Genomic DNA, 25,952 nt, shown 5'->3' with positions numbered 1-25,952 from the left:
CGGCACGGGAAAATTGCGAGCGTACAAGTCGGAATTTTGCATTCCCCTCGGGACGCTTCGGATTTATAATGGAATGGTTGAAAAAGGAAACGATCAGGGGGATGAGTCGTGGCAGCAAAATGGAAATTCGATTTCGGACCGCATGCCGGCGGCGAAGACGCGTCGACGGATTACATACGGGTGACGGAGCGGTCGGCGTACGATCCGGAGACGGGGTACGGATTCTTGGACGCGAGCGCCGTCGCCGCGAAGGATCGGGGAACCGGCGGAGCGCTGCGGCGCGATTTCTGCATCCCGTGCGGAACGGCGTTCCGAGTCGACGTGCCGAACGGCCAATACCATGTGACGATGACGATCGGCGACGACATCGCGCCGATCCGGATGAACGTGCGAGCGAACCATAAACCGGCACTGAGTGTTTCCTCGCCGGCAGGGCTGTTCCGCGAGGAGCGGTTCTCGGCCCACGTGCGGGACGGCTCGCTGCGCCTCGCGTTCGGCGGACCGACGCCGCGCGTGAACGCGCTGGAGATCGCGGAGGTCCCTTCCGCCCTGACACTGTTCCTCGCCGGCGACTCGACGGTGACGGACGAGAGCGAGGACAACTTCCCGTACGCGGGGTGGGGCATGATGCTGCAGCGGCGGTTTAAGCATGACGTCGTTGTCGCGAACTACGCGAAATCGGGACGCAGCTCCAAGAGCTTCCTCCACGAAGGCCGCTTCGACCCGATCGTTCAGCAAATGAAGCCGAACGATTTTCTGTTCATCCAGTTCGGTCACAACGATCAGAAGGCGGACGAATCGCGTCATACCGACCCGGAAACGACGTACCCGGAATATTTGTCGCGATACATCGACGCCGCGCTGGAGAAGGGGGCGCACCCCGTCCTCGTCACATCGGTGCACCGCCGGTACTTCGAGCCGGACGGGACGCTGACGAACACGCACGGCGCGTACCTCGACGCCGTCCGGGCGCTCGCCGCCGAGCGGAACGTGCCGCTGATCGACCTCGCCGAGCGCAGCCGCGAGCTGTTCGAACGGCTCGGGCCGGAAGGGACGAAGGACATCTTCATGTGGGCGGCGCCCGGCGAATACGAAGCGTTCCCTGGCGGCGTTCAGGACAACACCCATTTCCACGAGCAGGGCGCCGACCGCATCGCCGATTTGGTCGCCGAAGAAATTCGCTCGCTCGGCATTTGGCCGCTGCGCATGTATTTGCGGGAGACGCCGGCGTAGTTTACGGCGTCAGCGTCCGAATCGGCGCGCCGGCCAAGAACGCTTCGATATCCTCGACCGCCTCTCGGAAGTACGTCCGGTAATTCGCCTCGGTGACGTACCCGAGATGCGGCAGCGCCAGCACGTTCGGCAGCGTGCGGAACGGATGATCGCCCGGCAGCGGCTCTTGCTCGAACACGTCCAAGGCCGCGCCGGCGATCCATCCGTCCGTCAGCGCCCGCAGCAGCGCCGGCTCGTCGACGATGGCCGCGCGGGACGTGTTGACCAGGATCGCCCCGGGCCGCATGCGGCGCAGCTCGGCTTCTCCGAGCAGCCCTCTCGTCCGATCGCTTAAAACCAGATGGATCGTGACGACGTCGCTAGCCTCCAGCAGCTCTTCCATAGATGACGCGAGCCGGACCCCTTCGGCCTCCGCTCTCTCCTTCGTTAAATTGCGGCTCCACGCGACGACGTCCATGCCGAACGCTCTGCCGACGGCGGCGACCTTCGTTCCGATTTTCCCGAGCCCGAGTACGCCGAGCGTTTTCCCGTGCACGTCGCCCCCGACGGTCGACTGCCACGGGCCGTTCCCGCGCAAGGACGCATGCTCCTGCGGCACGTGCCGCAGCAAGCCGAGAATGAGCGCCCACGTCAGCTCAGCCGGCGGCTCGGAGCGGCTGCCCGTTCCGCAAACGGCGATCCCGAGCTCCGCCGCGGCCGCGACGTCGACCGACGCGTTCCGCATGCCCGAGGTGACGAGCAGCTTTAGCTTCGGCAGCCGGCGCAGCAGCGTGCCTCGGAACGGCGTTCGCTCGCGCATGATGACGACGATGTCGCAATCGGATACCGCGGCCGCAACCTCGTCTTCGCTGCCGAAATGGCCGCGGTACGTCCGCACGTCGACCCGATCCGCGAGTTTGCCCCAATCCGCCATGCGCAGCGCGGCGCCTTGATAATCGTCCAGAATGGCGCAGGTCAGTTTCATATCCCGTTCCTCCCCGTTATCCGTAGGTACTTCGTCGTCTTCATCATACATCACACTGCCAAGCCTTTCCACGCATCGGAGCCGGAGGCTCGATCAGGATCCTGCGAATCATCGCAAATTCTTCGCCGTTCCTGCACAGCGCCCCTATATAATGAAAAACATATTCGCGAACGTAACGGAGGAATGGCGATGCGCAGACTCTTTCCCGCCGCTTTGATCATCGGCGGCTCGCTTTGGATATTGTTCTGGACGTTTCATACGATCGCCCACGGTCCTATGAACCCGGCGCCGACGACGGGGCGGTTCCTCGGGTTGTCGTCGATGGACCACGGCATGCTGATGGCCTTGTCGTCGGGGCCGTTCCTCGCCTTCGGCTGGCTCGGGCTCGCCCGCTCCATGCCCGGCCGCGGCTTCCTGCTGCGGTGGACGGGAGCCGCCGTCGGCGCGGGGGGCATCGCCGCGTTTTTCGCCGCGGCGTTCGCCTCGTTCCGCTTTCCCGCATCGGTTTGGCCGCTCGCTTCCGGCGGCATGCTCGCGCTCCTAATCGGGGCGCCGCACGCCCGGCGAAGCGCGATGGATCGCGTTCCCCGGGGCGGTCTTCTGCCTGGCCGGGTTCGAGATCGTCTCGCACTTGATGACGTTCCCGACCTGCGCCGTCGCCCCTGGAATGTGCGTCGAGCTGGAAGAGTACGGCCTCAACATTACGGACCGATGGCATACGTTCCATCATACGTTGTTTTCCGTCGTCACGACGTCGTTGTTCGTCATCGCCTTGCGGAAGCTGCACCCGCGCATCGCGCCGCGGTTTCTCCGCCGCGCGTAGACGCGAAGAAGCGGCCCTCAGTTGGCGGCCGCTTCTTCGGTTTCGCGTCGATGCTGCGCCGGACGCGCCGCTCGATGCGCTTCGAGAATCAAGTGCGATTCAATGAGTTTGGCGTCGTCCGGGTGAAAAATATGGGAGGAGCGCTCGACCCACAGCAGCCGTTTGCCTCGCTTCGCTTCCAACCGTTCATAATATCTCTCTAGCAGCGTCCCGTGAACATGCACATCCTTCCGCCCGTGGATGAACGTAACCGGCACTTCCACGGCCGGTATGTTCGCTTCCAAATCGATAGCAGGCAGCGATTGGATGAAGGCATTCGTATATACAAGCTTAAATCCATGAACGAACGTATGAACGATATCCATGAAAGAATACGTTTCCGACCGCAGAACGTCCATCATAATGCTCTTCATACCGGGATGGCGCGTCTCCGCATCCGCGTATACCATGGCATCGAATCGCATCATCCATTTGCGCAGCACGCCCCACTGCTCGAAGCTTTCCACATACGGCGGAGGCCCGACGGCTTCCAGCTCCGCCAGCGCCCGGCGGTTTCCCCTCCGTTTCGCCTCGTCCAGCGCCCAACGGTAGCTGAGCTTATCGTTCTCCGTCCAGTTCACGATTTGAGAAAGTCCGACGTAGGAGTGGAATTTTTCGGGGTGGCGTCGGATCAGCAGCATCCCGAGCAGCGATCCCCACGAATGGCCGACGAGAAAGATTTTATCCTGCTCGAACCGATGCCTGAGCGCATCCGTCAATTCGTTCGCGTCGCGGACGAACTGCTCCACGGTCATACTGTCCTGCGGAATCCGTTTCGAATACGACCGCCCCGTCCCCCGTTGATCCCAGAAAACTACGACGAAATGCTTGACGAGCTCCTTCGTCGCCGTCGCGACGGTATAATCCTGCCCCTTCGAGGATACGCCGGGAAGCGGCATCGACGGACCTCCGTGAAGGAACAGCAGCACCGGATTCGCCGGATTGACGCCTTGAATTAATACCGTTTGCTCGCACCCGCCGATCGTTAGCGTCTCCACCGAGCTTATGCCGCCCGGGGGAATGACGAAATCCGGCTTTCTCGAAAACAACATGACCGCCACATCCTTCTATGTTAATGAAATGCCTTTCGGTCGAACCGTTTCGCAAAAATACCGGATATGTTCGGCGACCTGCCGTTCGAGATCGTCGACGCTCTCCCCGTCGGACAGCCTTACGCTGTATTCCATAATGACGGCGAACAGCGGATACTGATATTCCGAAGCGAGCAGCCTCGGATCGAGGGCGGCGATTTTGCCGCGCTTCGCCATGCCCGCGAAGACGAGCGCCAGCCGATCGATCGTGCGCGCGACGATGCCGTTCATGTAAATGTCTTTCGCCATCGGATGACGGAACAGCTCGCTGTACACGATGCTCCAGACGTGCAAATGCAGCGGATCCCCGTGGATGTGCGCTTTGTAATTCGCCCAGCCCCGTTCCAAAAAATCGCGCAAGCTCATCGCTTCGACAATGCGGTCGATGGATTCGAGCGGAGGCAGGATCGCCTCGACGTCCCTGCGGAAGTTGACGAAGATCGTCTCCAGCATTTCGTCCTTGCTCTGAAAATGTTTATACAGCGAGCTTTCTTTAATCCCGACGCGCTTCGTGATGTCGCGCACGGACGCCGCGCTGTAGCCGCGTTGAGCAAACAGCTCGACCGCCGCCCGGAGTAAATTGATTTTCGTCGGCGTGCGGATGGGATGGCCCTCGATGTCGTAAAACGTTTTTTCGGCATGTTGTTCCATATCCAGCGCATTCTCCCGTTCTTGCGACTTTGACCGTCTCGAATTGGAAAGCTAACGTTCGTTATCCCAAATAATAAGCTAACAATCGTTAGCCGTCAAGCATCTCTTTCCCGCTCGGCCAAGTGGAATCGAAGCCGTATTGACGGGACTAGACGAAAACGGCCCGGTATCCGAACTCCTGGAAGGACTCGAATGCCGGGCCGATGCCATGTATAAAGAGCGGCTGCCTGTTCAAGCTTTCGCCATGTAGGCCGGCGGTTCCTTCAGCCAGCCTTTGCGCTGCAGCAGCTCTTTCAGCGACAAGGCGTACATCAGCTTTTTTAGTTGGAATTTGCCGAAGAGGGCAGCCACGTCCGGTCGAACCGCTTCCGTCAGCCCTCTCGTCGCGTACGTGATTCCCAGTACGATGTTGAAGCTGAGCAGGCTCGCCACTTCCTGATCGGACAGCTTGGCGCCCTCCGGCAGGCTGCGGAAATCGCCGACCGGCTTGTTCGGAGACATCTCCGGCAGCGGGACGCCCTCCGCCTGTAAAAATTGCTTTAAATCGTTGTAGATCGGCGTGTGGACGTCGGTAATCGCCTCTTTCAGCTTCTCCTTGAGATCCGGATCCTCGACGATGTTGAAGGACACTTCCTCTCCTCTCATCGTTTGCTCCGTCGCCGCCAAATAAAACCAGAGATTCATGACTTCGCCGACGTTCAGCGGCGGCTTGTCCGCGTCCAGGAACGGTTTGATCGCGTCGGAAAACAGCTCCACGATATTCAATTGTCGCACTTCCTTTTTTGAATATCAGGTTGCCAAGTTTTTCTTTTTTTATGTACCGTCGTTATATCTTTTTCTTTTCCCTGTCGAGAGCCCCGTAGACGTCAGTGCCGACCGGGGACATATCGGCGATACAACCTTTCGACGTACGCTTCTCTCTCCTCCGCTTTCGCATAATCGATGCCGTACAAATCGGGCAGCTGCTTATGAAGCAGCACCGGATACAGCACGCCCGACATGAGCTGCAGCGCGGCCGCACGCAATTCCGCCGGCTCGGTCCGGCCCGTCGCGATGGCAAGCGCCCCCGTCAGCCTTTCGATCCCCTTCCGTTGGGCGGCGGCCAGCGCCGGGTCGCCCGCTTCCGCCCACATCATACGGTCGACGAGACTTTTCGTCACGCCGGGGTAACGGACGGAGAACGCCGCGAATTGCTGCAGGAACGAAAGCAGCCGCTCCTCCATCGGCAGCTCCTCCCGCTCGAGCTCTGCGTACGTGCCGGCCAGCTCGCGAATGAAGACGCCCATCGCTTGCTCGACCAACCGGTCTTTCGTGCCGAAATGGTAGTTCAACGCGGCCGTATTCACGTTCGCCCGCTTCGCGATTTCGCGCGTCGTGATTTTATGGACCCCTTCTTGCCCGATAATGTCCAGCGCCGTCTGAATTATGACGTCCTTCGGTCCCACTCGTGATCGCCCCTCCTTCGATAGGAAAAATTTACTTGTATTTTGCGAGATTTAATCATATGATTGAATCCGTTGATTACAATGATATGCCGCCTGCCGGGCTTACGTCAAATGTTCCCGCCAAGGCAGGCGATTCGGAGGGTTTCTCATGACGAAGCAGCGGCGCCAGCCGACCATTTTCAAAACGGAAGCAGGCCGCGAACGGTTCCTTGCCGCTTACGACGAGACGATGAAGTTGTGGAACGTTCCGTACGAAACGTTCGAGATCGAGACGGAATACGGCGACTGTCATATCATCGCGAGCGGTCCCCATGACGCGCCGCCCGTCGTCCTGTTTCACGGCATGACCGGCAATTCGTCGCTCTGGTACGAAACGGTCGCAGCGCTGCAATCGTTCCGCACGTATTGCATCGACGCGCCCGGCGATCTCGGCAAAAGCCGCGTCAAGCGTCTCATCAAGACGCCTCAGGACGCCGTCGCTTGGATCGATCAAGTGCTCGACCGGCTGGGCCTTGCGTCCGCGCATTTCATCGGCCATTCGATGGGCGGCTGGCTGAGCGCCACTTACGTTCTAGCGCGGCCGGAGCGCGTCCGTCGGCTCGCGCTCGTCGCGCCGGTCGCGACGTTCCTGCCGGTGCCGTTCTGGAAGCTGCTCCGCTATATTTACCCGGCGCTGCTGCGCCCGAGTCCGGAACGCATCCGGAAGGCGTGGTCGATATTCGCTGCAAGCGGCTACGTCTACCCGGCTGCCGTCATGGATATGATCATCTGCGCGTACACGCACTGCCGGCCGCTCCTCCCCGTCATTCCGCGCGTCTACCCGGCGTCGGCGTGGAACGCCGTTCGCCATCCGGTGCTGTTCCTCGTCGGGGACGAGGAGTCGATCTACGACGCGAAGCGCGCCGCCGCGAGGATTTCCGCCGCCCTGCCGCAGGCGATCGTGTCGATCGTGCCCGGCGCGGGGCACGTGCTGACGGTCGAACGGCCGGAGACGGTCGGCCGGGAGCTCACCGCGTTCTTAGGCGCGGCGGATTAAGAGCGGCGGCGAGCTGGTTCCTGCGCTCTCGCCCCTGACCCGCTCACGCCCGACCGCCCGCGCAAAAAAGAAGGACGCCCGAAGGCGCCCTTCTTTCGTTACGGTTGAATTTTGCCGACGCCGGCATTCGCCAACACGATCGATTTCGTATTCTCGACCGGATCAAGCGTATAGCTGTACGGCGGAGTATACGTCGTCGTGTCCGTCGTCGGCTGGTTGCCGGTGCTGTTGATGAACAGATTGTTTTCTACATCCCAGTAGCCCGGCTCCGAGCTGTACAACGAGACGATCGGGTCTTTCGAGTTCTCGAAGACATTGTGCTCGATGCGCAGCTTCGCGCCCATCCGCGAGTTGATGCCCGTGTCGATAATATTGTAGTAATAGTTGTTGAACAAGTGCCCTTGCCCGAAACGGAACAACGGGCCGCGGGAGTTGACGTTTTCCCAATAGTTGTGATGATACGTGACTTTCCGGTCAAAGTTGTCGCTGTCGGAGGAACCGATCAACGACGTTTTCCAGCTGTCATGCAAATAGTTGTACGAAATCGTGATGTACTCGGACGTGCCTTTGGCGTCGATCAAACCGTCGTAGTAGTCCTTGTCGACATCGAGCGTGTTGTAAATTTCGTTATGATCGATCCAAATGTTGCTTGCCGGACCTTCGATGCTGATGCCGTCCTTATCCCCGATATCCACATGATGGATCTTCAGGTTCCGGATAATGACGTTCTTCGCTCGGGTAATTTTGATGCCGATGCCGTTGAATTCGCCGTACGGAGCCGCGCCCAAAATCGAGACGTTGTTCGTGTCTTTAATGTCGATCTTCGTCAGTCCCGGCGAGTTCGCCGGCGTAATGACGCCTTCGACGTAAATCGTAAGCGGCGCGTTTGGATCTTTGCTGTTGATAGCGTTCTGCAAAGCAGTACCCGTGCTGACCGTGACGACCGCGCCGCCGGCGCCGCCCGTCGTGCCGCCGTTCAGCGACGCGAAGCCGATCGGAACGTCCGTATTGCCGCCGCCACCACCGCCTCCGCCGCTCGCCTGCGGCGTTGCGCTCGCTTGCGCCGAGTCAGCGCTTTCGCCGACGGAGTTGACCGCGGAGACGACGTAGTAGTACGTCGTGCCGTTCGCGACGGAACCGTCCGTATAGCTCGGGCTCGCGACGGTAGCGATCGTCGCGTAGCCGCTGCCGGACGTCGTCGAACGCTTCACATTGTAAGAATCAGCGCCCGTTACCGCGTTCCACTGGAGCGCTACCGTTCCGTCGCCCGCCGACGCCGTTACGCCCGTCGGAGCGGAAGGAGGCGTCGCCGCGCTGCCGTCGGATACGACGATGTCGTCGTATTTCGTAACCGTCTTGAGCGCGACCAAGCCGATGCGCCCCGAGGAGAGGCTGCTGTCCGTCGCTTGGAGCTCGAGTGCGCCGTTGACGTACATTTTAATCGACGAGCCGGACATTTCCAGCTTCACCGTATACCACGTCCCCGTCGCAAGCGGATAACTCTTCGAAACGAGCGTCGTCGTGGAACCGCCGACCTTCTTGCGCAGTTCCAGTTTGTTGCCGCCTGTTAACGACGCCGCATAGTAGTTGTTGCCGTCTTTGTAGCGGCCTGCCACATACGCGCGATTCGAGCCGTTGAAATTTTCGACTTTCACTTTCGCTTCGACCGCATAGTCCGTCCAGGCGTCGCTTCCCGCCGACGTTCTGGCTTCGCTTAAGCTTGACGAGTAGTACACATAATTGCCGTTGTCTTGGACGACCGACCAGTCGTCGTAGTTGCTCTGCGGCGTCCAGCCGTCCGCCGCGCCGTCCGAGAAATTGTCGCTGAACAGCGTCGCGGCGCTAGCCGGCATGACGGAGAGCAGCGACAGCAGCATGGCGATGACCAACAGGATGGCTGCGTTCCTTCGCACGAAAACCGAACCCGTATTCATTACAATTGGCCTCCTTAAAATGGTTTGATACGCTTACGTCAACTTCCTGCTGTCAGCTCAGCGCACGTCCCCTGCTCACCTCCCTTTTCGCATTCTCATTGTAAAAACCGGCCCGCTTCGTGAACATTCAAAAATCCGATAACCGCAGCTACAAAAATCCGAACGATTCGCCCCGACGCGAATGCCGAGGGCTATCCCGAAGCGCCGACGGCGAAGCTCGGTTCCGCGATCGCTTTGTACTCGGTCGGGGAACAGCCCATCGTCTTTTTGAACGTCAGGCTGAAGTAATGCGGATGAGCGCCGAAGCCGACGAGCTCCGCGACGTCCGCGACCTTCAGATCCTCGCGCTCCGCAAGCAGCTTCGCGGCGAGCGCCATCCGCGCTTTGGTCACGTATTGCGAAAACTTTTCCCCGGTCTGCTGCTTGAACAGCCGGCCTAAATATTCGCTGTTGAGAAAAAACACTTCTTTGGACAACCGGGTGAGCGAGAGCGACTCGTCGGTAAGATGCTCCTGCACGTACCGGACGAGCTCCGCGCCGACGCTTTGCCCTTCGTCGGCATGTTCCGGCCGGAGCGGCTCGCACGGCTCGGTCCGGCCGCAGCGCGCGCACCGTTCGCAGAATCGGATATCGTCCGCCGCGTCGCGAAGCGCCCGCGCGATCGCCGCTTCGCCGCACGGCTTTACCAAATAATGGCGAACGCCGAACCGCATCGCCCCGCGGGCGGCGTCGAACGCGGCATACCCGGTGAGCACGACGAACTGCGTGCTAGGCAGCAGCTCCTTCGTCCGCCGAATGAGCTCCAAACCGTCCATGTCCGGGAGCGCCAGGTCGGTGATGACGATCTGCGGCGCCTCCCGCTCGATTCGATGCAGCGCATCGCGCCCGGTGCCCGCCACGCCGATGCACCGGGCACGATGCGCGCTCCAATCGACGAGCGGGGCCCCACCCTCCCGAGCTCGCTCCGGATCCACCACCAAGACGGTATACATCGTACGCGATCCCTCCTTCGAAGAAGTTCGCCTGAACGAAGCCCGCCGCCGCTTCCCGCCGTTCGGCTAGCCTTTGATCGAACCGAGCAGCGCGCCCTTGGCGAAATGCTTTTGCAGGAACGGGTATACGAGCAAAATCGGCAGCGTCGCGACGACGATGACCGCCATCTTCACCGCTTGGTCCGGCGGCGGCACTTCGCTGTCGAGCGAGGCATCGCTGTCGAGACCGCTCGCCAAAATGACGATTTGGCGCAGCAGCACCTGAATCGGCCATTTGCCGGGGTCGTTCAAATATAAAATCGCGTTCAAATACGTGTTCCAATACGTGACCGCGTAGAATAGCGAAATCGTCGCGATCGCGGGCAGCGACAGCGGCAGCACGACGCGAAACAAAATGCCGAAGTCGTTGCAGCCGTCGATTTTCGCCGATTCTTCCAGCCCCTCGGGAATGTTCTGAAAGAAATTTTTCAATATAATCAAATTGAACGCGTTGACGGCGATCGGAACGACGAGCGAGGCGTACGTGTCAATCAGCCCCAGCTCGCGGACGACGAGGAACGTCGGAATGAGGCCCCCGTTGAACAGCATTGTGAACACGACCAAAAACATGATGATCCGGCGCCCGTCCAAATCGCGGCGAGCGAGCGCGTACCCGAGCAGCGCCGTCAACAGCATGCTGAACGCGGTGCCCAGCACCGTAACGCCGGTCGACGTCGCCATGGCGATAAAAATTTTGTTCGTCGAGAAGATGTATTTGTACGCATCCAAACTGTAAATCGTCGGAATGAGAATGAACTTCTTGACGGCCATTTCCGCGGACGTCGTGAACGAGCCCGCGATCACGTGCACGAACGGAAGCACCGTGACGATGCCGATTACGGCCAGCATCGCGTAATTTACGATATCGAACAGCCTGCTGGGCAATGTTTTGTCTTGCACCATGATTCTCTTCCCTCCTCCGCCGGCGGTTCAGTACACGCCGTCCTCGCCCATCCGCTTGGCCAGCCAATTGGCGATGACGACCGCCACGAGGCCGATGAACGACTTGAAGAAACCGATCGCCGTGCTGTAGCTGAATTGCCCTTGCTGCAAGCCGGCCGTGTAGACGTACGTGTCGATGATTTCGCCGACGCTGCGGTTCATGGCGTTCAGCAGCAAATACACATGTTCGAAGCCGAGCTCCAGCACGTCGCCGATTTTCAAAATGAGCAGCACGACGATGACACCGCGAATCGAGGGAAGCGTAATGTGCCACATTTGCCGGAACCGCCCGGCGCCGTCCATTCGGGCCGCTTCGTACAAGCCGGGGTCGATCGCCGCGATGGCGGCCAAGTAAATGATCGTGCCCCAGCCCGCCTCCCGCCATATGATCTGCATTAAATACATCGGTCGAAACCAATCGGGACTCAGCAGAAAATTGATCTTTTGCCCGCCGAGAAAGACGATGAGCTCGTTGACGATGCCGCCGTCCATCGTCAGCATGACGTAGCTGATCGACACGATGATGACCCACGACATGAAGTGCGGAATATACACCATCGTCTGCACCGTTCGCTTGTACAGCGAATGCCGCACCTCGTTCAGCATAAGCGCCAGGATGATCGGAATCGGAAAATAAAACAGCAAATTCAATCCGAATAAAACGAGCGTATTCGATAAAATCATCAGAAAGTCAGGCTCGGTAAACAAGCGCTCGAAATGCTTCAGTCCGACCCATTCGCTGCCGGCGATGCCGAGATACGGCTTGAAGTCTTTGAACGAAATCGTCAGCCCGTACATCGGGATATATTTAAAGATGAGAAAATACAAAATGCCCGGCAGCGCCATCACATACAACAGCTTATTGCGCCAAACCCGCCTGCGCAGCTCGCTGTTCGCTCGCGGGCGCGCCGCGGCGTCGGGCAGCGCCGTTCGCTGCATGTCAGCCACATCCTTTCCGTCGGTCGACCGCGGCCGCCGCCGCGACGCGGAAGCGGCCACCGCCTTCGTAAGCTAGCGAAATTATTTGTTCGCCTTCCACGCCGCGTTGAACTCGTCGATTATGTTTTGGCCGCCGCGGCTTTTCCAGTCCTCGATCGCCTTCTGAAAACCGGCTTGATCGATTTCGCCGTACATGTACTGGTACGTCGCGTCCGTTATGATTTTCTGAAGCTCTTGGCCGATTTCCGTATACGCCGCGGAGTCGAGCGGCGCCGTCGGATCATGGATAGCGTAAGATTCGTTCTCGATGATGAACTTCTCCGCTTCGATGCGCGCCTGCAGCTCGTGATAGCCCTCGTACATGCCGTTCGTTTCCGGCTCGCCGATTACGCTGTCCTTGTAGCCCTTCACTTCGCGTTCCACCATATCTTTGTCGTCGGCCGGCTTCGCCTTGCCGTCTACGACGGTGTAATGCTTCCCTTCGATGCCCCAGTACATTAAGTTCGCCACGTCCGGCGTCATCATCTTGTCGAAGAACGCCAGCACCCGCTTCAGCTCGGCTTCGTCCTGGATCGCCGATTTCGGGAACAGCACGAGGTTGTTGTAGCCCGGAATCGCCCACATGCCGTATTTGCCGCCCGGCTTCGTAATTTTGTTATGTGTCGCGACTTCCGCCGTCGGCACGTTCTTGACCAAGTTGTTGTACAGGCTGTTCACGTCCTGCATGGAACCGATGTACAGGCCTGCCGTTCCGGCCTGGAATAAATTGACTTGATCCGTCTTGCTCGTCGCCGCGAAATCTTGGTTCATGTACCCCGCATCGCGCAGCCGCTTCATGAAGTCCATCGTCTCCACGTATTCCGGGAACATGAATTCCGGCAGCAGCTGGCCGTCCTTCTCGCCCCAGTTGTTCGGGGTGCCGAAGTACGAAGATACCGTCTTGAACGCGCCGTAGATCAGGTCGTTCCGGTCCGCGAGACCGATTGTGTTGTTTTGCCCGTTGCCGTCTGGATCGTTCTCCGTGAACGCCTTCGCCATCGCGAACAGATCCTCCGTCGTCTGCGGCGCCGACAAGCCGAGCCGAGCCGCCCAGTCCTTCCGGTAAATGAGACCCTGGCGCGCCAGCGGGCGTCCGATATACAGCGAATACAACTTGCCGTCCACCTTCGTGTTGTTCAAAACCGCTTCTTTGAGCTTGCTCAAGTTTTCGAACTCTCCGAGGAACGGTCCGATTTCCCAAAATTGATTGTCGCGGATCGCTTCTTTAAACCGCACGAACGTCGCCTGGTTTTTCAAATAGACAACTTCCGGCAGCCCCCCCGTCGCGAACGTGGCGCTGAGCTTTTCTTCATACGTGTCCGCCGGGAAAAATTGATACGTCAGCTTCGTGTTCGTCAGCTTCTCCAGCTCGGTCTTGATCGTGTCCGGCGGCGTCTCCGCGATGTTGAGCGGCAGCATGATCGTAATTTCCGCCGGTTTCTCCTCCAACGGCTGCGCCGGCCGTTCCTTCGCCGTCTCGCCCGCGGCCGAGCCGTCGCCTCCGGCCGTGCTCGGCGCCGGTTCGCCTCCTCCGGCTTGAGAGCATGCGGACAACGCCGCGCCCGCCGCCAACGCAAGGCTTACCAGCGTCAAGACCGACTTCCGTTTCCTCATCGTCGCTTTCCCTCCATCAATGGTCGATTGGTTTCGGTTCCGCCCTCATCATAAAAGCGCTTGCAGCGGTACGTATACAATCATCTCCACAGATCGACCCCCGCGGCGCGGGAATGTGAGACGATGATTACGAGCGGGTCTCCTGACACGACGAAGCCCGCGGCTGCCGTCGCCGCGGGCTTCCTGATTGTTATTGCGCGAAGTACGCTTCGCTGTATTCGCGGATAATATCGTTGCCTCCATTCTCTCTCCACCGCCGGATTTGCTCCCGGAACTGCGCTTCGTCCATATGACCCAAGATATAATTATAGGTAGCGTCCGAAATGATTTTGTACAGCGACGCGCCCTTTTCGTCGTACGTCGGCGATTCCAGCCGGGCCGTCGGATCCCGGACGATAAATTTCTCGTTGTCTTGACTCAGCCGCTCGGCGAACTCCATCAGCGGCTCGCCCTCGCCCACGCGCATCAAATTCGGATTGTTGAGATCCGCGATCATAAGCGAATGGAGCGCGTTCACTTCGGCCACCCGCGCCGAGGACATCTCCTCGGGCAGCGCGACCATCCCGTCCTTCACGAGATGATGCCGCCCTTCGAAGCCGTACCGCATGAGATTCGCGACGTCGCTGTCCATCGTCTCGTCGAAAAAACGAAGAATGCGCCGCAGCTCGTCTTCCGTCGGAATCGACTTTTTCGAAAACAAATACAGCCCGTTATAATTCGGAATCGACCATACCCGAATGCCGTAGGGTCCTTCGATTCGATTCGACAGCGTCAACTCGGCCTTCGGGTTGACCTTCTTCGCTTCGTCGGACAGCCGCTGCACGTCGGTCATGCTGCCGATGTAGACGCCCGCTTGGCCGCGAATCAGCATATCCCGCTGCCGCTGCTTGCTTGTGACGGCGAAATCTTGATTGATGAGTCCTTCTTTGTACAGCTTCCTCATAAAATTCATAGCATCCATATAAGGCTGGGTTTCGAATTCGGGCACAAGCGTATCGCCTTCGACGCCCCAATGGTTCGGGGCCCCGAAATACGAAGCAAGCGTCTTGAACGCCCCGTACGTCAAATCGTTCCGGTCCGCAAGTCCGATCGTGTCCGCCATTCCGTTGCCGTCCGGGTCGTCCGTCGTGAACCGCCGCATGACTTCGTACAGCTCGTCGATCGTTCGGGGCGTTTCCAGCTGCAGCGCGTCGAGCCAATCTTTGCGCAGGATGACGCCCTGTCTTGAGGAGGGGCGCTCCGTGTACAGCCCGTAAATGTTCCCTTCGACCGCGGCTTGCTGCAGAATGTCGGCGTTCAAATGTTTTAAATTCGGGAATTCCTGCAAATACGGTCCGATTTCCCAAAACGCGCCCATCCGGATCGACGGCTTCATATAAATGTAGTCCGTGCTTTTCACGAACGTCACCTTTTTCAGGGAATTGGTCGTCAGCGCCGTATTCATTTTGTCCGTATAAATTTCGTTCGGCACCCACTCGATATCCAGTTCGACTTCCGTCAGCCGCTCGATTTCGCGCACGACGTCCTCGTGCGGCGGATGCGGGAAGTGAAGCGGCGCCATGATCGTCACCGTCGGCGCCGCCTGCGTTCCGCCCGCCGCCGGCTCGCCGGCGACGCCGCACGCGTTCAGCAGCGGCAGCGCCAGCATAACCGACGACGACGCCGCCGCGAAGGCATGCGCCGGTCGACGCTTCGATTGCTCATTGCGATCCGAGTGTGCTACCATGATGTTCCCCCTAGATACAGCATGATTTTCCGCGTATCTGATATGCGGATTATCGCATGATGAGATGATTATTTCCCGCGCGAGCGAGGACGGATATGATGAAACTATCTATGCTGAGAGGTGCGAGACGATGCTGCGATTGCGTTCCTTGAGTTTCTTATACAAGCTGACCATCTTCGGTGTCTTGCTCAGCACGCTGCCCGTCATTTTCATCGGTGTATTCGCTTACATTACTTCCGCCAACGAAATCGAAGCCCGCGTGAACAACGGCAAGATGCAATTGCTTATGCAAACCAGCGCCAATGTAGAACAAATTTTAACGACTGTCAACCACACGTTGAATCAGGTGATTAACTCCTCGGTCATGCGAAAAGCGATGCATTCGCCATTATCTGTAAGCGATTTCGCAACGTACAACGACCTTACCACGGAACTCAGACACATGCAATCGTTCGATACGCGCGTCGAGGACGTCATTCTAATCAACGTTCAGCAAAATTGGATGGTCAAAAATTCCGGTTTGTACCGGTTCGACGAATACCCTTTCCGCGGCGAACTGGCCGCCCTGCTCCAGTCGGACGAAGATTCGCGGTGGATGCTGAATCCGACGGAGTGGTTTTACAGCGAAGAAAGCGCCGGCTACGTCGGATGTCCGTACACGATGTCGCTCGTCAAGAAGCTGCCCGCCGCCGGATTGGACAAATACGCCCTCGCGATCGCGAACATTCCGACGTGCGCGCTGAACGACTTTCTGCAATACGAGCAGGAGGAGTTCGCCGAGACGATGATCCTGGACGACTCGCACCGCATCCTCCTTCATCCGGACGATACGCTTATCGGCCTTCCGGTTCAGGAAACGGGCTTCGCCGCGGTCGATTCTTTGGCGGACGCGGACGCTGCGGTGCCGTTCACGGCCGCGATCGGCGGCGAGCGGCATTCCGTCAGCGTATACCGGTCCGGCGCCAACGGCTGGGCGTACGTATCCGCCGTCTCGGTGGACAGCCTGACGAGAGAATCGCGCAAAATCGGCATGTATACCCTGTATGTATGCATGCTCATGCTGCTGCTCTCCGCCCTGCTCGCATGGGTCGGTTCGCGCCGCATGTACTCGCCGATTCAGGCGCTGCTCGGGCAAATTCGACTATCCTTGTCCGCTTCGGACCCAAAGCCGGCGAATGAATTCCAGATGATCGGCGAGCAGATGCAGCGCCTCTTCCAGTCCAACACGAAGCTGGAGCAGGAGGTGAACCGTCATCTGCAGCAGGTGCGCGCGTTCGCGCTCACTCGGGCGTACCAAGGCGAGATGAAGCCGAGCGACGTCGCGGTGATGCTCGAGCAATACGGCTACGGCCCCCAGCTTCGCGCGTGGCGGTCGATGGCGGTCGTGACGCTCCAGATCGACGCGCTCGACCCGTCCCGCTTCGGCCGCGGCGACCTCGACCTGCTGCTGTTCGCCGTCCGCAACATGGTCGAGGAGCTGATCGCCCCCGACGGCCGGCTTATGCCGGTGACGGTCGATCAGACGGTCGCGACGCTCGTAGGCGGCAGCGAGTCGGACGGCAAGCGGTTCACCGAGACGGTGTACGCCCTGACGGAGCGGCTGCAGAACAGCGTGCGCCATTATTTGGGGCTGCAGGTCAGCATCGGCATTTCGCTGCCGTTCCACGAGCCGGAGCATCTGTCGGTCGCCTTCCGCGAAGGGCTCGAGGCGTTGAAGCATCGCATCAAGCTCGGAGAAGGCATTATCATCCAGTACGAGAACGTAAACTCGGGCAAACCCGTCCTGCTGCTCAACTATCCAAACCAAACGGAGCGCGAGCTGCTGGACGCCGTGAAGCTGGCCGACGAAGGACGCTCTCGGGAGCTGCTCGGCCAGCTGCTGCAGACGATCCTCGCCGCGGAACTGCCGCCGCAGGATTATCAAATTCCGCTCGCCCGCCTGCTGAACAATCTCGTTATCGCCGCTCAAGAGTCCGGAATCGGGTTGAGCCACATGCAGCAATCGAACGAATCGCTCTATGAGGAGCTGTTCGAGCTCCAAATCGCGCACGACATCGAAGCGTGGTTTTGGCGCAAGCTCGTCGAGCCGATGATCCGCATCTTCCGGGATCGTCAGAACGCGCAATACCAGAACGTGTCCGAGAAAGTGATCGATCTCATTCAGCGGCACTACGACACCGACTTGACGCTGGAGGAATGCGCCAAGCGGCTCCATTACAACGCGAACTATTTGAGCGGCGTATTCCGCAAAGAGACGAACTGCTCGTTCAGCGAATATTTGACGACGTATCGGTTCCAGATGGCGAAACGGTGGCTCGCGGAAACCGACATGTCCGTCAAGGACATCGCGGCGCGTTTAAGATACAACAACCCGCAAAACTTCATTCGTTCGTTCCGCAAAGTGGAAGGTATGACGCCGGGACAGTACCGGAACAAGTACGGCGCCGGCAGCGCATAGACGGTTACTCCCGAGCGAGAAGACCGCCGAACGCGAGACGGTGGAACAACCGGTCGCACGCCTCCGCCGAGCACGGCGTCCCTCGCTCCATCCACCACGACAAGACGGTGAAAAACGTCGTCAGTACGAACTCCGCGGCCAGCTCGGACGGCAATCCCGCCGTTCCGAGCTGGTCCGCGCGTTTCCCGATCTCCTCCTCGACCATCCGCAGCAGCATCTCCCGCATCCGATGAATGACGACGGCGCCGTCCGGCTTGCCGACGATCGCGCGGTACAAGCTCTTGTGCCCCTGCACATGTTGCAGCATCGCGAAGCTGAACCCGAACCGGACGCCGCCTTCCTCCGGGGAGGACGTGCGGCGCTGCGCGATTTGCTCCTGCAAAAATGCATGCAGCCGCTCCATGTTCGCGAGCAGCAGCTGCTCCTTCCCCTCGTAATGGGCGTAAAACGTCGACCTCCCGATGTTAGCCCGGTCGATAATATCCTGCACGGTGACCGCCTCGTACCCCTTCTCGATCATTAGGTCGATGAAAGCCTCTTGCAGCGCGAGCCGCGTCCGTTGGACGCGGCGATCTTCTTTTTTCAATTGTCGTCTCCCTTCTTGTTCCTGAACGATTTCGACCCCTTTGTTCGGAAACGAACATCGGCGCCGCTCTTGCTCGTTGTGCTTTTCTTTATCAGACATTATAGTCGTTATCGAACATAGTGTTCAATAACTTGTTTCTGGTTTGGAGGAGATTGTCGATGTATGTATACGTGACGAAAATTCGCAGGACGTCCTGGATGCAGCTGCTGTTCTTGCGCGCCGCCGCGGCGATACTCCGGCTGCACGGCGCTCCCGGTTTGCGCTCCGTGGCGACGCGGACAGAATCCGATTCGTTCTGGTGCATGGAAATATGGGAGTCGAAGCAGGCGATGCTTGCCTTTCGACGGAGCCCGAATCACCGCAAGCTGTTTCGACGGTGGAAGCGCCTCATCGGCGACGTGAAGCAGTTGGGGCTCGAGTCGCCGCCGTCGGCACCGACTTGGGAAGAAGCCGCGGCGCTGATGGACGAGGGCCGGGCTTCGACCCAGTCTCTTCGGTTGGGCGAGTCGGGCGCATTCAGCCGGGTTCGTTCGAAATCGCCAGTTATTATACTCGGGCTGATGGCCGCAATGATGGCCGTCAAGGCGATCACCCCGTCGCCGATCGATGCCGTTGGTTGGAAGCCGGAGCCGCCCGAAGCGGATCACCCCGCTTTACGGCCGAACGCCTTGCTCGCGAATGCCGAGCTGCTGACGGAAGGACCCCGCGCTCCGGAAGACAACGCGTTCTACGACGGCTACCTGTATGCGGGCACGAAGGACGGGGTCATCGTTCACCTCGATCCGGAACGCCCCGGCAGCCTCGAGTCGTTCGCGGCGCCGGGCGATGAGACCGGAGATGTCTAAGTCGGCGGCACCAAACGAGTCCCTTTCACCATGCTGCGGTACGGCTATGCGTGCAGCTCGGTCCCGACGGCGAGTTCAAACAGTCACTCCACGATCCTTGAGGTCGCGTTTATGCAATCAGCTCCGTCGTCCGCCAAGGAGACGCGCTCTACTTCGGCACGCTATTTTGGAATATCATCGCCAAACTCGGCCTGGTGGATATCAATAAGCAGGTACCATTTGACATCACCATAAATATATATTACTATTTCACTAGTTATTTATTTGTTTTCTTTAGGTGATGATCATGTCAACGTTTCAAATCGGTCATGTCGCGCTTAATGTTTCGAATTTGGAAAGGTCCGTGGCGTTCTATGCAGATGTGTTCGGTCTCGAGGTCCGCGGCCGATCGACGGAAGATAACCGGAAGTTCGCCTTCTTGGGCAACGAGCGCGGCGTGGTGCTGACGCTTTGGGAGCAAAGCGAAGGCGCGTTCCAACCGGCGTCTCCCGGCCTGCACCATTTGGCGATCCAAGCTTCGAGCATCGACGAAGTGGAAGCGTTCGAGCGGAAGCTGAACGGGCTCGGGGCGAAATTTCTGTATGGCGGCATCGTAACGCACCGAGAGGGCAGCCCGTCGGGCGGCATTTATTTCGAAGATCCCGACGGCATCCGGTTGGAAATTTTCTCGCCGACCGGCGCCGCCGAACGCGGCCATGCGGTCGAAGGCGGCGGTCCTTCGTGCGGCTTTTTCTAAGGTGGACGATATGAGCGTATACCATCTTGGCGAGTTGACGGTGCAACGTATGGCCGGCGTCTCCAAAGTCGCGGAGCAGAACGGGAAATCCGTGCGCAGCGAAATTCCGCAGGTCGCGGCCGACTTCCTGCGGCAGCAAACGATGATCGTCGCCGGTACGACGGACGGCGCGGGGGACGTGTGGGCATCGATGTTAACCGGTCCGGCCGGGTTTATCCGCGTCGCGGACCCCGTTACCGTCGAACTGCATCCTTTCGAGCGAGACGACGCGGCGTACAGCAACATCCAAGGCAACCCGGAAATCGGGCTGCTCGCCATCGAACTCGTCAAGCGGCGGCGCATGCGGATGAACGGCCAAGCCGCTCTGCGGCCGGACGGCGGCATAACGGTGCTGCTCGAGCAGGTGTATTCCAACTGCCCGAAGTACATCCAGGCTAGGGAGCAGCCGGCGAGGGAAGCGGCGCTGTTCGAAACCGTCGCGCGGGATGAATTGACCGCCTCCCAAGAGCGGTGGATCCGGCAAGCGGACACCTTCTTTATCGCGACGTCCGCCGCGGACGGCAAAACCGACGCCTCGCATCGCGGGGGGACGCCCGGCTTCGTGCGCCTCGCAGGCGGCGAACTGCGGTTTCCCGATTACTTCGGCAACTCTATGTTCAATACGTTGGGGAACATTTATTCCAACCCCCGGTGCGGCTTAATTTTCATCGATTTCGAAACGGGCGGCACCCTGCAGTTGACCGGGGACGCGGCCATCGACTGGAATCCGGCGTCGGCGGCCGAATTCCCGGGCGCGGAGCGAGTCGTCGTCTTCCGCCCGAGACGAGCCGTTGAACGCATTGCGTTAACCCCCGCCCCTTGGAGCTTCCTTAGCGCCTCGCCGTTCAATCCGAAATAAAACAGCAAATCAGCGATACGCAAACAGCCGCCCAAGCCGGGCGGCTGCATTGTATGATCGTTCACGCGGTTACAGGATGATCGGGAAGTACCCGTCCTTGATATACTGCGCGAACGGGATGTGTCCGCCGGAACCTTCCGCGCCGACGAGCGGCAGTCCCGCGTTTTGCACTTCGTCCGCTACTTCGAAGAAGCCGGAGCAAGCTTGGCAGCCGCCTTTGAGGATGCCGAGCTTCATTGTTTGCTTGAACACCGGGTGGAACGGATGCTCCGGCGTTTCGAATTCCTTCACCCATGCGGTGCCCGCGCCATCAAACAGTACATCTACTTCGTAACCCGCTTCGTGCAGTTCTTGCCCGTACAACAACCCGTGCACCGCTCGACCTGCGTCTTGCTGTCCTGCTTGAATGATAATGAGATATTTGTTTGCCATTGTTTTGTTCACCCTCCAAGGGAATATGTAGGTCCTAACTGTATTCATGAGTGATTTGCCGATCGAACGTTACGTCGTCAATGCCTTCAACGCCATACTCCCGCACCCCCTACCCCAACTTTATTTACATATTTGTCTAGTTCTTTATTTATATATTATATCTGGGCGGACATTATGTCAATGCCTACTTTATTGTACATATGGAGTGTACATCCCTTCCGTCCCGGCGATTAAAAGCGGAGGCATCCGAGGCGAAACTGTGCAAACATACCAGAAAGAAATAGTTCTTTAGAGTTTTGATTTCACGGAAATATAGGTATAATAAGCGTATAGCTTTAGAATTTTTACTAGGGGATGGAAGTTCATGGACAAAGAGTTGTTTCTGAAAGCGGATCCTCTCCTCACATTTTCGATAAATACACAGCTCAAAGAGCAAATCAAATGGTTGATCGGTATCGGGAAAATCAAACCCGGGGACATGCTCCCGCCCGCCCAGCAGCTTGCCGACACGCTGAACGTCAACCGCAACACGGTCAACCTCGTCTACACGCAGCTGCGCGACGAAGGCATCGTCAGTATGCAAAAGGGGCGCGGGACGCAGGTTTTGAACAATGCGAAGATCGAGGAACTCATAAGCAAACGGAAGCCGATGGCGGCCATTATGGGAAAGGTCGTCCAGGAAGCCGAGGAGCATCACTTCGATCTGGAGCAATTGATGATGGCGGGGATTGCGTACGTGCAGTTATTCGGTCGGAAGGGCGCCGCAAAAGCAAAGCTGTTGTTCTTGGAGTGCAGAGAGCACGACCATATTTTCTACCGGCACGAGATCGAGAAGCATACGGGCGCTCAAGTGTCCTCAGCGTTCTTGGAGGACATTCACGCGAACAAGGTGAAGCTTGACGAGCTTCTGAACGGCGTCGACGCAGTCGTTACAACATTGAACCACGACGATGAAGTGAAACAGATGGTCGGCGCGAAAAAGAGCGTCATTACGATCGGCGCGACGGTCGACTTCTCCCTTCTGCTCGAAATCGCGAAGCTGTCCCCCGGGACGAAAGTCGGTTTCGTCTGCCTCGGCCAAAAGGGCGGGCAATGGATGGCGCGGCGCGCAATGGACGCAGGCATCGGACATATCGAAGCGGTCCCGGCCGGCACGAACGATATGGAAACGCTGCAGGAGGTTATCCGGTCCGCAGACAAACTTTTCGCCTCCACGGCCGTATTCGATGAGTTGAAACGGATCGCGCCCGAGAAAGTCGTCCATTTCCCGCTGACGCTGGAAAAGAGCAGCGAGAAGCTGCTGATTGAATACAGCCATGCCAACGGGTACAAATAAAGTCATCCCTCGCGGGATGACTTTTTTAATACCAAAAGGTCGGGTACTTCCGGTTTTTGTCCGCGTTGTTGATCAGTACCGCCAGCGCGGCGATGATGCATGCCCCGACAAGTACCGGAAATACCAAGAACGACCAGGCGGCGCTTTCCAAAATGACGACGATCGGGTCGGCTCCCGCCGGGGGATGCGTCGTTCGCGTCAAGATCATGGCGGAGATCGCTGTACCTACCGCCGCGGCGATGACCCAGACGCCGTCCCCGAACAGATGGGAAAACAGCAGACCCACGAACGTCGAAACCAGGTGGCCTCCGACGATGTTCCGCGGCTGAGATAAGGGAGCGTCCCATACCCCGAACGCGAGCACGCAACTCGCGCCGAACGGGGCCATCAGCCACGGGGTACCCGTCGACGCCGTCAGCCAAGCCAGCAGCCCGATGGCGACGAATCCGCCGACAAAGCCGTAAAACGCGTTTTTGGGCAAAGCCTTCAGCGGACTGCGGCCGTTCCCGGTCATCTTTTTCAAATACCGAGATGCATTCAACTCCACCAACCCCTTATACAAACACATAGTTGAATATGTATTTATATATTAGGTCGTTTTGCGCCTAATGTCAACCTTTGGATGCCCTCGTTCCCCGTGTACTTTGAACTGCTATGTTTTTTTAACGCAAACCGCATACAGCCGAGCGACCGCGAAAAAGTAGCGTCCCCCCGCATGCATCGCCTCAAGGTCGGCGAACCATGCGTCGAGCTCTTCCTTCGGCACGGCCCGTTTCGAAGCGAGCCAATCCGTGATCATTCTCGCCAATTTGTACGAATACTTCGCCGGGTCGAACGCGTCGTTGGTCAGCATGTACGCGCCCGGCGTCACGACCGCGAAGCCCGCCTCCCTGCAGAGCGCGGGCAGCTTTCTTCCGATCGTGCCGTCGGGGCCCGAATCGCAGAACGCTTGCACGATGCGCCGCGTACGGGGGAGGTCGGACGAAGCGAACAGCGTGCCGTCCCAATCCGTATGCTGGATGATGGCGACGCCTCCGGACTTTAACACCCGCTCGATTTCCATCAGCGCTCGTACGGGCTCCTCGATCCATTCCAGCGTCTCCGCGCAGATCGCTTTGTCGAACGTCCCGTCGGCGAATGGCAGCCGGGTGCCGTCCCCATGCATAAACTCGATCTTCTCAGGCCTTCCCCTCGCCGCCCATCGTTCGTTAGCCGACCGAATCCGGGCTTCGCCGGCATCAATGCCGACCGCTCGGCCAATGTAAGGATACAGGTTCGATAGGAAAAATTCGGCATCCCCCGTATTGCACCCGACATCCAACACCGTATCGCCCGGTTTCAAGTCCAGCTGCTGCAAATAATGCCTCCATTGCTCGATGACGTCCGGCATCGGCGGATCCAAAAACAACTCCTGCGCCATACGAATACCTCCCTGAAAATAAAATCCCGCCTCGAAGAGACGGGGTCAGCCCGCGGTACCACTCTTGTTCGGCCGCACGTCGGCCCGCTGCGTTGATAACGGGGCGGAACCCCGATCCACCCTACTTTCGTTTCGGGCACACTTCTCGGAAGTGCGTTTCACGTTCGCCGGCCGCATCGGGCTCTCACCGTCCCCGACTCGCTGCGCCGCCTTGCGCCGCTACTCTCTTCGTCATCGAATCGTTTTTTGAATTATATGAACTATTAACGGAATTTTCAATTTATTTATTTGAAAACCCATATTTCTCCTTTCATTTTAAGCATTGGGCTGGTAATATAAGGACTGTGTTCATATTCATCTTTCATCTTACCGCGAAACGAAAGGGGGGTTCATGGTGACCCAAGTTACGCTTTATGAAAAGTTGGGCGGCGCGCAGGCGGTTTCGGCCGTCGTGGACATTTTTTACGAAAAGGTGCTCGCCGACGAACGCATTCGTTCATTTTTTGCCGGCACGAACATGGACAACCTCCGGAAGCATCAAACCGCGTTCATCTCCTACGCGCTCGGCGGTCCGCAGTACACCGGACGGTCGATGGAGACGGCGCATGCGGGATTGAACTTGCAGCAGGAGCATTGGGATGCGGTCGTTGAGCTGTTGGTCGCTTCCTTGCAGGAAGCAGGCGTCGGCAGCGAAGACATCGACACGATCGCGTCGGCGTTGACGCCGTTGAAGCCGCACATTCTCGGGAAATAACCGACACGCCTTCGATCGCACCTTTTACGCCCCAATCATGGGGCGGTTTTCTTTGCGGTAATCTACGCTCGCTGGAAGGTACATGCCCAACGCACGCCGCCATCCCACTTAACTGCCTAAGCTTACCGACCCCCGTTCCGGGAATAGTCCGCGGCTTGGAGGCCGAGAAGCAGACCGGAATGGGCCCTGGCATCGGTTTGTCCGTCATCCGGTTGACCCACCGCTTCGCCCGGCACAGTTATTATGATCGCCGCTTGCGCGTCGGCAACTCGGGCCGGCGATGACTTCATAGTCGCGGCGCAGTTCCTCGCTGATCGGGCCGCGCTCGAGCCTCAACTATGCGTATTCCCCGATCCGGAAGATATGAATCCGGCCTCTCTCACGAGGTGCGCGTCCGCGGTTAGCGGTCCTCCGGCCAATGCTGGGAGAGAACGGAACCGGCGGAAAACGGAGGTACCGGATACGATGACCGGAGGAGCGAGACAAAAAAATCGCCCGGCAAGGAGCATGTCCCTTCCGGACGCATCGTCGTTGGAATAGAAAAAAGCCCCGATCGATTGTATCGATCGAGGCTTTATTGTCGGCTTGGCGGCGTCCTACTCTCCCGGGACCCTGCGGTCCAAGTACCATCGGCGCTGGAAGGCTTAACGTTCGTGTTCGGGATGGGTACGCGTGGTTCCCTTCCGCCATTACCACCAAACCTGAAATGCTGATGAAGGGATTCGAACCCCCGACCTACGCATTACGAATGCGTTGCTCTACCAGCTGAGCTACATCAGCATGTTGTTGCAGAGAGTGGTTGCTCCCTGAAAACTGGATGCGAAATCGAACGAACATCATTTGGATAAGTCCTCGACCGATTAGTATTCGTCAGCTCCACGCATTGCTGCGCTTCCACCTCGAACCTATCAACCATGTCGTCTACATGGGGTCTTCAAGCAGGGAAATCTCATCTTGAGGGGGGCTTCACGCTTAGATGC

The 25,952-nt window shown here is 58.6% G+C and carries 25 protein-coding genes, 1 tRNA gene, 2 rRNA genes and 1 pseudogene; 9 read left to right on the top strand and 20 right to left on the bottom strand.

Going from position 1 to position 25,952, the window contains the following annotated elements:
* The first annotated feature begins 108 nt into the window (after window positions 1-108).
* Complete coding sequence (locus VE009_RS16795) at window positions 109-1,233, top strand: rhamnogalacturonan acetylesterase (RefSeq protein WP_325009605.1); 1,125 nt, start codon at window positions 109-111, stop codon at window positions 1,231-1,233.
* 1 nt (window position 1,234) lies between these two features.
* Here the strand turns inward: VE009_RS16795 and VE009_RS16790 are convergent, their stop codons facing one another.
* Together VE009_RS16790 and VE009_RS16785 are read right to left on the bottom strand one after the other, a co-directional pair.
* Complete coding sequence (locus VE009_RS16790; RefSeq protein ID WP_325009603.1) at window positions 1,235-2,197, bottom strand: D-2-hydroxyacid dehydrogenase family protein; 963 nt, start codon at window positions 2,195-2,197, stop codon at window positions 1,235-1,237.
* A gap of 254 nt (window positions 2,198-2,451) precedes the next feature.
* Window positions 2,452-2,727 (bottom strand): hypothetical protein, encoded by a 276-nt coding sequence (locus VE009_RS16785; RefSeq protein ID WP_325009601.1) that lies wholly within the window; start codon window positions 2,725-2,727, stop codon window positions 2,452-2,454.
* A 101-nt stretch (window positions 2,728-2,828) separates the two neighbouring features.
* Here VE009_RS16785 and VE009_RS16780 point away from each other — a divergent pair, with 101 nt between their 5' ends.
* Entirely contained in the window at window positions 2,829-3,020 is a 192-nt protein-coding gene (locus tag VE009_RS16780; protein WP_325009599.1) for a hypothetical protein, read from the top strand.
* 17 nt (window positions 3,021-3,037) lie between these two features.
* Here the strand turns inward: VE009_RS16780 and VE009_RS16775 are convergent, their stop codons facing one another.
* The 4 genes from VE009_RS16775 to VE009_RS16760 form a co-directional block, all read right to left on the bottom strand.
* Window positions 3,038-4,111 carry an alpha/beta hydrolase gene (locus tag VE009_RS16775; protein ID WP_325009597.1) on the bottom strand — a complete coding sequence of 358 codons (1,074 nt, stop codon included), beginning with the start codon at window positions 4,109-4,111 and terminating at the stop codon, window positions 3,038-3,040.
* Between the two features lie 15 nt (window positions 4,112-4,126).
* Window positions 4,127-4,801: a helix-turn-helix domain-containing protein gene (locus VE009_RS16770; protein ID WP_325009595.1), complete on the bottom strand. Its 675-nt coding sequence runs from the start codon at window positions 4,799-4,801 to the stop codon at window positions 4,127-4,129.
* A gap of 231 nt (window positions 4,802-5,032) precedes the next feature.
* On the bottom strand, window positions 5,033-5,557 hold the full coding sequence (locus VE009_RS16765) for a DUF3231 family protein (protein ID WP_325009806.1): 525 nt from the start codon (window positions 5,555-5,557) through the stop codon (window positions 5,033-5,035).
* A gap of 110 nt (window positions 5,558-5,667) precedes the next feature.
* On the bottom strand, window positions 5,668-6,246 hold the full coding sequence (locus VE009_RS16760) for a TetR/AcrR family transcriptional regulator (protein WP_325009593.1): 579 nt from the start codon (window positions 6,244-6,246) through the stop codon (window positions 5,668-5,670).
* 148 nt (window positions 6,247-6,394) lie between these two features.
* Here VE009_RS16760 and VE009_RS16755 point away from each other — a divergent pair, with 148 nt between their 5' ends.
* Window positions 6,395-7,282, top strand: coding sequence for an alpha/beta hydrolase (locus VE009_RS16755; protein WP_325009592.1), 888 nt, complete (start codon window positions 6,395-6,397; stop codon window positions 7,280-7,282).
* Between the two features lie 98 nt (window positions 7,283-7,380).
* Here VE009_RS16755 and VE009_RS16750 read toward each other — a convergent pair whose 3' ends face one another.
* The 7 genes and pseudogenes from VE009_RS16750 to VE009_RS16720 form a co-directional block, all read right to left on the bottom strand.
* Window positions 7,381-8,454: a pectate lyase family protein gene (locus tag VE009_RS16750; RefSeq protein ID WP_414694885.1), complete on the bottom strand. Its 1,074-nt coding sequence runs from the start codon at window positions 8,452-8,454 to the stop codon at window positions 7,381-7,383.
* Window positions 8,455-8,622: 168 nt separating this feature from the next.
* Window positions 8,623-9,135 (bottom strand): annotated as a pseudogene (locus VE009_RS16745) (LamG domain-containing protein); the annotation flags it as partial.
* 272 nt (window positions 9,136-9,407) lie between these two features.
* Complete coding sequence (locus VE009_RS16740) at window positions 9,408-10,208, bottom strand: response regulator transcription factor (RefSeq protein ID WP_325009590.1); 801 nt, start codon at window positions 10,206-10,208, stop codon at window positions 9,408-9,410.
* 66 nt (window positions 10,209-10,274) lie between these two features.
* Complete coding sequence (locus tag VE009_RS16735) at window positions 10,275-11,150, bottom strand: carbohydrate ABC transporter permease (RefSeq protein WP_325009588.1); 876 nt, start codon at window positions 11,148-11,150, stop codon at window positions 10,275-10,277.
* 27 nt (window positions 11,151-11,177) lie between these two features.
* Window positions 11,178-12,128 (bottom strand): sugar ABC transporter permease, encoded by a 951-nt coding sequence (locus VE009_RS16730; protein ID WP_325009586.1) that lies wholly within the window; start codon window positions 12,126-12,128, stop codon window positions 11,178-11,180.
* Between the two features lie 81 nt (window positions 12,129-12,209).
* Entirely contained in the window at window positions 12,210-13,781 is a 1,572-nt protein-coding gene (locus tag VE009_RS16725) for an extracellular solute-binding protein (protein WP_325009585.1), read from the bottom strand.
* A 190-nt stretch (window positions 13,782-13,971) separates the two neighbouring features.
* Window positions 13,972-15,507 (bottom strand): extracellular solute-binding protein, encoded by a 1,536-nt coding sequence (locus VE009_RS16720; protein WP_325009583.1) that lies wholly within the window; start codon window positions 15,505-15,507, stop codon window positions 13,972-13,974.
* Window positions 15,508-15,637: 130 nt separating this feature from the next.
* Between VE009_RS16720 and VE009_RS16715 the strand changes: the two genes are divergently transcribed.
* Window positions 15,638-17,965, top strand: a complete 2,328-nt coding sequence (locus VE009_RS16715; RefSeq protein WP_325009581.1) for a helix-turn-helix domain-containing protein — start codon at window positions 15,638-15,640, stop codon at window positions 17,963-17,965.
* A gap of 4 nt (window positions 17,966-17,969) precedes the next feature.
* Here VE009_RS16715 and VE009_RS16710 read toward each other — a convergent pair whose 3' ends face one another.
* The gene (locus VE009_RS16710) at window positions 17,970-18,551 is read right to left on the bottom strand and encodes a TetR/AcrR family transcriptional regulator (protein WP_325009579.1); all 582 of its coding nucleotides are present in this window, start codon (window positions 18,549-18,551) and stop codon (window positions 17,970-17,972) included.
* Between the two features lie 158 nt (window positions 18,552-18,709).
* Here VE009_RS16710 and VE009_RS16705 point away from each other — a divergent pair, with 158 nt between their 5' ends.
* From VE009_RS16705 to VE009_RS16695, 3 genes are all read left to right on the top strand, one after another.
* On the top strand, window positions 18,710-19,396 hold the full coding sequence (locus VE009_RS16705) for an antibiotic biosynthesis monooxygenase (protein WP_325009577.1): 687 nt from the start codon (window positions 18,710-18,712) through the stop codon (window positions 19,394-19,396).
* A 286-nt stretch (window positions 19,397-19,682) separates the two neighbouring features.
* Window positions 19,683-20,132, top strand: coding sequence for a VOC family protein (locus VE009_RS16700; RefSeq protein ID WP_325009575.1), 450 nt, complete (start codon window positions 19,683-19,685; stop codon window positions 20,130-20,132).
* 10 nt (window positions 20,133-20,142) lie between these two features.
* Window positions 20,143-21,030: a pyridoxamine 5'-phosphate oxidase family protein gene (locus VE009_RS16695; RefSeq protein ID WP_325009573.1), complete on the top strand. Its 888-nt coding sequence runs from the start codon at window positions 20,143-20,145 to the stop codon at window positions 21,028-21,030.
* 69 nt (window positions 21,031-21,099) lie between these two features.
* Here the strand turns inward: VE009_RS16695 and VE009_RS16690 are convergent, their stop codons facing one another.
* The gene (locus VE009_RS16690) at window positions 21,100-21,462 is read right to left on the bottom strand and encodes a hypothetical protein (RefSeq protein WP_325009571.1); all 363 of its coding nucleotides are present in this window, start codon (window positions 21,460-21,462) and stop codon (window positions 21,100-21,102) included.
* Window positions 21,463-21,826: 364 nt separating this feature from the next.
* On the opposite strand from VE009_RS16690, the gene VE009_RS16685 reads away from it, so the two are divergent.
* The gene (locus VE009_RS16685; protein ID WP_325009569.1) at window positions 21,827-22,798 is read left to right on the top strand and encodes a GntR family transcriptional regulator; all 972 of its coding nucleotides are present in this window, start codon (window positions 21,827-21,829) and stop codon (window positions 22,796-22,798) included.
* 25 nt (window positions 22,799-22,823) lie between these two features.
* Here the strand turns inward: VE009_RS16685 and VE009_RS16680 are convergent, their stop codons facing one another.
* Window positions 22,824-23,366 (bottom strand): HPP family protein, encoded by a 543-nt coding sequence (locus tag VE009_RS16680; protein WP_414694877.1) that lies wholly within the window; start codon window positions 23,364-23,366, stop codon window positions 22,824-22,826.
* 84 nt (window positions 23,367-23,450) lie between these two features.
* On the bottom strand, window positions 23,451-24,218 hold the full coding sequence (locus VE009_RS16675) for a methyltransferase domain-containing protein (RefSeq protein ID WP_325009567.1): 768 nt from the start codon (window positions 24,216-24,218) through the stop codon (window positions 23,451-23,453).
* Between the two features lie 391 nt (window positions 24,219-24,609).
* Between VE009_RS16675 and VE009_RS16670 the strand changes: the two genes are divergently transcribed.
* Window positions 24,610-24,972, top strand: a complete 363-nt coding sequence (locus VE009_RS16670) for a group 1 truncated hemoglobin (protein ID WP_325009565.1) — start codon at window positions 24,610-24,612, stop codon at window positions 24,970-24,972.
* Between the two features lie 583 nt (window positions 24,973-25,555).
* Here VE009_RS16670 and rrf read toward each other — a convergent pair.
* The 3 genes from rrf to VE009_RS16655 form a co-directional block, all read right to left on the bottom strand.
* A 5S ribosomal RNA gene (rrf, locus tag VE009_RS16665) occupies window positions 25,556-25,672 on the bottom strand.
* Between the two features lie 7 nt (window positions 25,673-25,679).
* A tRNA-Thr gene (locus tag VE009_RS16660) sits at window positions 25,680-25,752 on the bottom strand.
* 60 nt (window positions 25,753-25,812) lie between these two features.
* Window positions 25,813-25,952 (bottom strand): 23S ribosomal RNA (locus VE009_RS16655); the annotation flags it as partial.

It is taken from the genome of Paenibacillus sp. (assembly GCF_035645195.1).
Classification (GTDB): domain Bacteria; phylum Bacillota; class Bacilli; order Paenibacillales; family YIM-B00363; genus Paenibacillus_AE.
The sequence above is the reverse complement of the archived record's forward strand: the minus strand, read 5'-3'. Positions and strand labels throughout refer to the sequence as shown.

Excerpts from the sequence above, each read along its gene's own strand:
- VE009_RS16755 (WP_325009592.1), top strand. The coding sequence starts at position 6,395 with ATGACGAAGCAGCGGCGCCAGCCGACCATTTTCAAAACGGAAGCAGGC.
- VE009_RS16700 (WP_325009575.1), top strand. The coding sequence starts at position 19,683 with ATGTCAACGTTTCAAATCGGTCATGTCGCGCTTAATGTTTCGAATTTG.
- VE009_RS16730 (WP_325009586.1), bottom strand. The coding sequence starts at position 12,128 with ATGCAGCGAACGGCGCTGCCCGACGCCGCGGCGCGCCCGCGAGCGAAC.
- VE009_RS16685 (WP_325009569.1), top strand. The coding sequence starts at position 21,827 with ATGGACAAAGAGTTGTTTCTGAAAGCGGATCCTCTCCTCACATTTTCG.
- VE009_RS16775 (WP_325009597.1), bottom strand. The coding sequence starts at position 4,111 with ATGTTGTTTTCGAGAAAGCCGGATTTCGTCATTCCCCCGGGCGGCATA.
- VE009_RS16785 (WP_325009601.1), bottom strand. The coding sequence starts at position 2,727 with ATGCCGCCGGAAGCGAGCGGCCAAACCGATGCGGGAAAGCGGAACGAG.
- VE009_RS16675 (WP_325009567.1), bottom strand. The coding sequence starts at position 24,218 with ATGGCGCAGGAGTTGTTTTTGGATCCGCCGATGCCGGACGTCATCGAG.
- VE009_RS16740 (WP_325009590.1), bottom strand. The coding sequence starts at position 10,208 with ATGTATACCGTCTTGGTGGTGGATCCGGAGCGAGCTCGGGAGGGTGGG.
- VE009_RS16720 (WP_325009583.1), bottom strand. The coding sequence starts at position 15,507 with ATGGTAGCACACTCGGATCGCAATGAGCAATCGAAGCGTCGACCGGCG.
- VE009_RS16790 (WP_325009603.1), bottom strand. The coding sequence starts at position 2,197 with ATGAAACTGACCTGCGCCATTCTGGACGATTATCAAGGCGCCGCGCTG.
- VE009_RS16705 (WP_325009577.1), top strand. The coding sequence starts at position 18,710 with ATGTATGTATACGTGACGAAAATTCGCAGGACGTCCTGGATGCAGCTG.
- VE009_RS16715 (WP_325009581.1), top strand. The coding sequence starts at position 15,638 with ATGCTGCGATTGCGTTCCTTGAGTTTCTTATACAAGCTGACCATCTTC.
- VE009_RS16735 (WP_325009588.1), bottom strand. The coding sequence starts at position 11,150 with ATGGTGCAAGACAAAACATTGCCCAGCAGGCTGTTCGATATCGTAAAT.
- VE009_RS16680 (WP_414694877.1), bottom strand. The coding sequence starts at position 23,366 with ATGTGTTTGTATAAGGGGTTGGTGGAGTTGAATGCATCTCGGTATTTG.
- VE009_RS16770 (WP_325009595.1), bottom strand. The coding sequence starts at position 4,801 with ATGGAACAACATGCCGAAAAAACGTTTTACGACATCGAGGGCCATCCC.
- VE009_RS16725 (WP_325009585.1), bottom strand. The coding sequence starts at position 13,781 with ATGAGGAAACGGAAGTCGGTCTTGACGCTGGTAAGCCTTGCGTTGGCG.
- VE009_RS16695 (WP_325009573.1), top strand. The coding sequence starts at position 20,143 with ATGAGCGTATACCATCTTGGCGAGTTGACGGTGCAACGTATGGCCGGC.
- VE009_RS16670 (WP_325009565.1), top strand. The coding sequence starts at position 24,610 with ATGGTGACCCAAGTTACGCTTTATGAAAAGTTGGGCGGCGCGCAGGCG.
- VE009_RS16690 (WP_325009571.1), bottom strand. The coding sequence starts at position 21,462 with ATGGCAAACAAATATCTCATTATCATTCAAGCAGGACAGCAAGACGCA.